The sequence below is a fragment of the Alphaproteobacteria bacterium genome (genome assembly GCA_040905865.1).
Classification (GTDB): Bacteria; Pseudomonadota; Alphaproteobacteria; order UBA8366.
In genome coordinates this window covers 119879-126680 of sequence record JBBDQU010000036.1, presented here as the reverse complement: position 1 = coordinate 126680, position 6802 = coordinate 119879, and the positions used below count along the sequence as shown (strand labels likewise).

Below are 6802 nucleotides of genomic sequence, written 5' to 3'. Positions count from 1 at the left end.
TTATCGCCGATTCAGAGCCCCGATGCACCTATCCTTCGTGAGAAATTCGGACTAACCGACTATTCGCCGCCAAGCGCCCGGCCGTAATACAGCGCCATCACATGCTGGGCTTCAGCAAAGAACAGCCAGCGTTCCACGGTAATGCCTATTTGCGCCGCCAGGGCAGCGAGCACGATTGCAGCAGTTGCCGCCATCCCCGATGACAGGAGGGCAACGGCGCACAGGCAAATCGGCAGCAGGAATGTCAACGAAATCGCCAGCTTTCGCAGTTTTTCCGCGTGCTTGCGGGCGATTCGGAAGCCCATCTCGTTTAGCAGGTAATTGCCGCCGGTATGGGGCGATTCCAGAAGGCGGACGTTGTCTTCGGTACCGAGGCCGGTCGCGGACGCTATGGTCGCCGCGGGCTTCGCGTTATCGATCGAACGCCAGTAGGCCCATTTGGCCAGCAGCGCCGCGATAATGCATATTGTGGCGATGAGGGTCAGATAGCCATGGACATAGCCGAATATCCGCAACAACGCATCGAACCACAGGACGCCGGACATCAGTGCGAACAGCAGGTAGTTCACCGGCACCCAGAAATTGTGCCACCGGGGTATTGCCTTCAGGGAGGCATAGATCATCGCTGTGCAGGCGACGGTCAACACTGCGAGAATGGCCGTCAGGACGCCGCTGGCCTGCCATGCGGCAATGTCGGTGTCGAAAAAAATCCAGCCGGATGCAAAATAGACCGCCGGTATATAGGCCAGAAGCGCCATCACGCCTTCGCGCGACAACCAGGATGAGCGCCACTGACTGACGGCGAGCCATGCGCGTTCGGGGTGCCCCAGGTGGAATGTGGACGACAGCAATCCGACAGTCGCGGTGCCCAGCGCGATGCCGAGCGCAATCGCGCCAAATAAAGGGGAGGGCATTGTGCCGGAAAGGGCGGCGTATAGCCCGATGACGATCAGCAATCCGTAGCCGAGGCCGGATGCCGTCGTAAACAGAATGATGGAGCCGGCAGGATGCATGTTACCGCCCTAATCCGAAAGAAGTTTGTCGAGCCAACCCAGAAAACCGCCGGCGCTATTGGCATCCGGCAGGCTTGTGTCGGGACCGATCTGCGGTTTGCGCGGCGGCAGGTATTTGTTGGTCGGCGCGCAATCCATTTCCGGCATCAGGTCGTATCCGCCCCGCGCCGCGGTTGCCTTCGAAACGTACGAATCAGGGTCGTTAAAGTCGCCATAATGCCGTGCATTGGCCGGACAGGTGGAAACGCAGGCCGGCACCCTCGCGACTTCTTCCAGATTTTCGTTATAGATCCTGTCGATGCAGAGCGTGCATTTCTTCATGACGCCGGCATCGCCGTCAAATTCCCGCGCGCCATAGGGGCAGGCCCAGGAGCACAGCTTGCAGCCGATGCACCGCGATTCATCAACCAGCACGATACCGTCGTCTACCCGTTTGTATGATGCACCGGTCGGACAGACCGTAACGCAGGGGGCATTGTCGCAATGCAGGCATGATTTCGGAAAGTGCACGGTGCGCGCGCCGCTGTCGTTCTGAACCTCGAAACTGTGAATCCGGTTAAACCAGACACCCTGGGGGTCGCGCCCATAAGGATCGGTATCGGTTAGCGGCGCATGGTAACCGCCGGTATTCCATTCCTTGCAGTTAACTGCGCAGGCATGACAGCCGACGCAGATATCGAGGTCGATGAGGAGGCCCAGCCTTTTCGCCGGGGTTTGTGTCGGAAGACTGGTCAATGCTTTTGCTCCCGCGCCTTACGGAAGTCCGCGCCGTATCGTAAGATGCCCGGTCGTTCCGCCAGCTGTATTTTCGACCTGATCTCGGGAAACTGCGGCGCGGATTCATGTTCTTCCGCCGGATCGGCCTTTTCGATTTTTACCCGGAGGTCATACCAGGCGGCCTGTCCGGTAACCGGATCCGAATTCGTGTAGCGGTATCCGCCGGGCTGTTCCGGCAGCAGTTCGTCGATCAGGTGATTCATCAAAAACGCGGTCTTCGTTTCCGGGGCATTCGGCCCCAGGTTCCATGCGCCTTTTCGTTTTCCAATGGCGTTCCAGGTCCAGACCGTATCCGGATTGACGCCATCCATCAGCGCGGCCTGAACCCTGATTCGGCCATTGCGGCTGGACAGCCATACCCAGTCGTCTTCGCCGATTCCAAGGGCAGTTGCTCTGGTGCGGGACATGTATAGGCGGTTGTTGCCATGAATTTGCCGAAGCCAGGCGTTCTGCCCGCCCCATGAATGGTACATCGCCATCGGGCGCTGCGTGATTGCATGTAAGGGATAGTCGTCGACACCTTCCTGTTGCTCTTCAAAAGGCGCGTACCAGATAGGCAGCGGGTCGAAATACGTTTCGATGCGGACCCGGTGCACATCCGGAGGCTGGACTTCGCCATGTCCCTGCGCGGCAAGCCGGAAGGTCTGCAGTTCCTCGGCATAGAGCTGGTGAATGATAGGCTTTGTATCATTCAGGAAGCCCATTTTTACTGCGAATTCAAGATATTCCCTGTTGACGTTCTTGAAGTATTTCAGCGAGTCGGGCAGTTCATAGCGCCAGAAGGACTGATTTTCCACATAGCGGTCGAGCTGTTTGGGGTTTACCGCCCCCTGGCCCATTTTTTCGCCGTCCTCGCCGCGCCATCCGGCAAGTGCGCCGATACCGGGGCGCCGCTCGTGGTTTGTCAGGTAATCCTTGTAACCTTCCGGAAACCTGGGGGAACCGTCCGGATTGACCATCCCGGCGAGTCCGAGGCTGGCGCCGAGGTCGAGGAGGACATCCTGGAAAGACCGGACATTCCGGTCGGGTTCGACAACCGGATGGCGGATGGAATCGGCTACCCCGTCAGCGTCGCATATCGGCCGGTCCAGCAGAGATATGCAATCCCAGCGCTCCAGATAGGTCGTATCCGGCAGGATCAGGTCCGCATAGGCAACCGTTTCGGAATAGTACGCATCCGAATAGATTATGCGGGGGATTTTGTACTCGCCGGTCTTCGGATTTTTGTCCGTCAGCATGTTGATGGTTTCCGCCGTATTCATCGACGAATTCCATGCCATATTCGCCATATACATGAACAGCGTATCGATGGGGTAGGGATCGCCTTTCCAGGCATTGCTGATGACCATATGCATCAGCCCGTGCGCCGAAAGCGGCGTATCCCAGCTGAACGCCTTGTCGATCCGCTGCGGCTTGCCGTTATCATCGACCAGCAGGTCCTTCGGCGAGCGGGGGAACCCGAGATGCGGTCCCGGCAACGGCGTGTTGGGATGAATATCCGCGGCGTTCCCGGTCGGTTTCGGCAGCGCGCTCAATGGCTTGGGGTAGGGCGGCTTGTAGCGCATCCCGCCGGGGACATCGATACTGCCCAGCAGCAATTGCAGCAGATGGATCGCGCGGGTGGTGTGAAAGCCGTTGGAATGGGCGGAGATACCGCGCATCGCATGCATGCTAACGGGGCGGCCGATCATCCTGTCATGCTTGCGGCCGGTCCAATCGGTCCACGGCACGTCGATGACGACTTCCTCCTCGAACGCTGCCCGGGCGATTTCGGCGGCGATCCGCCGGATCGTTGCTGCAGGAATTCCGACCCGTTCCGCAACCGCTTCCGGCGCATATTCCGGGGCAAGATAGCGTTCGGCGATTAACTGGAAGGACGGTTTCGCGCGGCGTCCGTCCGGCAGGGTGAATTCGCCCTTCAGGGCAGGCTTGGTGGCCGCCGCGAGGGGATCCGCGGGCCCGCCGGAAACACTGTCCCAGCACTGCGCGTTGCCGCCATCGTCGCGAACGAATAACCCGTCATCCGCCCCGCCCGGGTTCTGAACCACAAGCCATGATGCGTTGGTGTAACGCGCGAGGTATTTTGCATCGACCTTGCCGGCGCGCAGCAGTTCGTACGCCAGCGCGAGCACGAACAGGCCGTCCGTTCCAGGCGTTACGCCGAGCCATTCATCGGCGATCGCGGAATAACCGGTGCGCACCGGATTGACGGAAACGAATTTGGCGCCGTTTCCCTTGAGTGTGCTGAGGCCTAACTTGATCGGGTTGCTGTCATGGTCTTCCGCGACCCCGAACATCATGAAGTAACGGGCATGCTCCCAGTCCGGTTCGCTGAACTCCCAGAAAGCGCTGCCCATCGTGTAAAGGCCGCCAGCGGCGATATTGACGGAGCAAAAGCCGCCATGGGCGGCGTAATTGGGGGTGCCGAACTGCTGCGCCCACCATCCCGTGAATGACTGGCTCTGATCACGACCGGTAAAAAAGGCGAGCTTCCGCGGATCTGTCGCGCGTGTCCGCGCCAGCCAGGATGTGGCGATGTCGAGCGCTTCGTCCCAGTCTATTTCCTTGAATTCACCGCTACCGCGAGGCCCGACCCGCCGCAGGGGATTGGTCAGCCGTGCGGGCGACTTGTACTGCATTATACCCGCCGAGCCCTTGGCGCAGAGGACGCCCTTGTTTACGGGGTGGTTCGGATTGCCATCGATATACCGGATCTCGCCATCCTTCATGTGAACCCTGATGCCGCAGCGGCAGGCGCACATGTAACAGGTGGTATATTTAATCTCGTCGGATACTTCCGGGCTTAGGTCGATGTCAGGAGCGGGCGTGTTCAATGCGGTATCCTATTGTGCGGGGCAGGCGAATTGACAGGTAAAATCGTCCGGATGGACTGCCTGATTTACCGGTAACATATTCAGTATTTGGAAATTGAGTAAAGCCGGTGTAGCCATTAATTGCCGCCACCGCACTAAAATACCGGAATCTAGCGGTATTCCGGCTTACAGCAGGCCGAGCGCCTGGAAGCTGGCATGGCTGCCCCTGCCGATTACGATATGGTCATGAAGGGCGATTCCGAGATTCTCGCAAATTTCCTTCACCTGCCGGGTCATTTCGATGTCCGCCCGTGATGGCGTCGGGTCGCCGGAGGGATGGTTATGAACCAGAATGATGGCCGAAGCGCCGAGTTCCAGGGCGCGCTTGACGACTTCACGCGGGTAAAGCGGGGTGTGGTCGACGGTACCCTGCTGTTGCACCTCGTCGGCAATCAGGACATTCTTGCGGTCCAGGAAGAGGATGCGAAGCTGTTCAATCTTCTGGTATCCCATCGCCGCCGTGCAATAGGCAAGCAACTGATCCCATGAGCCAATGACATTCCTGTTGGCAATCTGCTGGATGGATAGACGCATACCTGCTGCCCGGACGATTTTCAGGGCCGTGGCGGCAGAATCGCCGATGCCCCTGACCTGGGTCAGCGCCGCGGGGTCCGCGCTCAGCACGTCGCCAAGGCTGCCGAACTGGTCCAGGAGCGCCTTTGCGACAGGTTTGACGTCGTTTCGCGGTATGGCGAGCGCCAGCAGCAATTCCAGAATTTCATAATCCGGCATGCCGTTTCCATCGGTTGCGGTAAATCGCCGGCGAAGGCGTTCGCGATGACCGTGATAGTGGGGCTTCTGATTCGTTTCAGGCACTTTACCGGTTCGCATTGTCAGACAGGCGGGAATGGTTACGCTATACCCGACAATGCAACATTATGCAGTGGTTGCAAAGTTTTCGGGTAATTTCGCGTGCGGGGAACAATATGAGCGATGAACTGGATAAACCGCTTTCGGGGATTCGGATCCTCGATTTTTCCCGTGTCCTGGCGGGGCCCCTGGCGACACAGCAGATGTCCGACCTGGGGGCGGAAGTCATCAAGATCGAACACCCAGAACATGGCGATGACACGCGCGGCATGAAACCGCCTGAAATCGGCGGGGAATCGCATTTCTTCCTGGCCGCCAACCGGAACAAACGCAGCGTCACGGTCGATTTTACAAAACCGGAAGGCATGGCCCTGATCCACGAACTGGCCGGGGAATGCGATATCCTGATCGAAAATTACCGCAAGGGCGTCATGTCGCGGCGGGGCCTGGAATATGAGTCGATGAAGGATCGCCACCCGCATCTGATCTATTGCTCGATTTCAGCCTATGGTCGGAAAAGCCCGCTTGCCGATCTCGCCGGATTTGATCCCGTTCTTCAGGCGGAAGCCGGACTCATGTCGTTTTGCGGCGAAAAGGACGGCGATCCCTTGCGCCATCCACTGTCGATCATCGATACCTATACGTCCCTGTATGCGACGCAGGCGATCATGGGCGCCATCATGATGCGCCAGCGCACGGGACGCGGACAGTTTATCGATCTCGCCCTGTATGACGTTGCGATTGCCGTGCTTACGAATGTCGGGCTGGGATATCTGGTGTCGGGAAAAAACCCGGTTCGACGCGGCAATGAGCACCCGACATCGATACCGAACGGCCTGTTTCACAGCAAGACCGGGCCATTCTATATCGCGCTGGGAAATCCGAGACTCTGGAAAATGTTCTGCGATGGCGTTATCGACAGGCCCGAATGGGCGCTGGATCCGCCATATGCCACGCGGGAAGGCCGCCAGGAGAACAGGGCGGCGCTGTATGCGCAACTGGGCGAAATCTTTGCGACCGATATCCGGGAACGCTGGCTTGAGAAGCTGGTCGCGGCGGGGGTGCCGGGCGGCGCTGTCCGCGAAGTGTCGGAGGCGCTGGAGGCGCCGGAGACGGCGGCGCGCGGCATGGTCGTTCATGTGTCTCACCCGACCGGAGGCGATATCCGGCTGATCGCGTCACCCTTGAAGTTTTCCGAAACCCCCGTCATCGATCCTGTTGCACCACCCCTGCTGGGGCAGCACACAGACGAAGTGCTGGCGGAATTACTGGGCAAGAACGCGGCTGAAATCGATGCCCTGCGCCGGAAGAAAATCATCCGCTGATCGG

The 6802-nt window shown here is 59.1% G+C and carries 5 protein-coding genes; 1 reads left to right on the top strand and 4 read right to left on the bottom strand.

All coding sequences use genetic code 11. The annotated features are described in order from the left end of the window. Positions 1 to 59: 59 nt before the first annotated feature. From WD767_07440 to radC, 4 genes are all read right to left on the bottom strand, one after another. Positions 60 to 1013 (bottom strand): DmsC/YnfH family molybdoenzyme membrane anchor subunit, encoded by a 954-nt coding sequence (locus WD767_07440; GenBank protein ID MEX2615913.1) that lies wholly within the window; start codon positions 1011 to 1013, stop codon positions 60 to 62. 9 nt (positions 1014 to 1022) lie between these two features. Next, positions 1023 to 1748, bottom strand: a complete 726-nt coding sequence (locus WD767_07435) for a 4Fe-4S dicluster domain-containing protein (protein ID MEX2615912.1) — start codon at positions 1746 to 1748, stop codon at positions 1023 to 1025. Continuing rightward, on the bottom strand, positions 1745 to 4624 hold the full coding sequence (locus WD767_07430) for a molybdopterin oxidoreductase family protein (GenBank protein ID MEX2615911.1): 2880 nt from the start codon (positions 4622 to 4624) through the stop codon (positions 1745 to 1747). The genes WD767_07435 and WD767_07430 overlap by 4 nt, the downstream gene beginning before the upstream one ends. 165 nt (positions 4625 to 4789) lie before the next feature. Continuing rightward, positions 4790 to 5494: a DNA repair protein RadC gene (gene radC / locus WD767_07425; protein ID MEX2615910.1), complete on the bottom strand. Its 705-nt coding sequence runs from the start codon at positions 5492 to 5494 to the stop codon at positions 4790 to 4792. A gap of 95 nt (positions 5495 to 5589) precedes the next feature. Between radC and WD767_07420 the strand changes: the two genes are divergently transcribed. Further along, a complete protein-coding gene (locus WD767_07420) occupies positions 5590 to 6798 on the top strand; it encodes a CoA transferase (protein ID MEX2615909.1) in 1209 nt (402 codons plus the stop codon). Positions 6799 to 6802 lie beyond the last annotated feature (4 nt).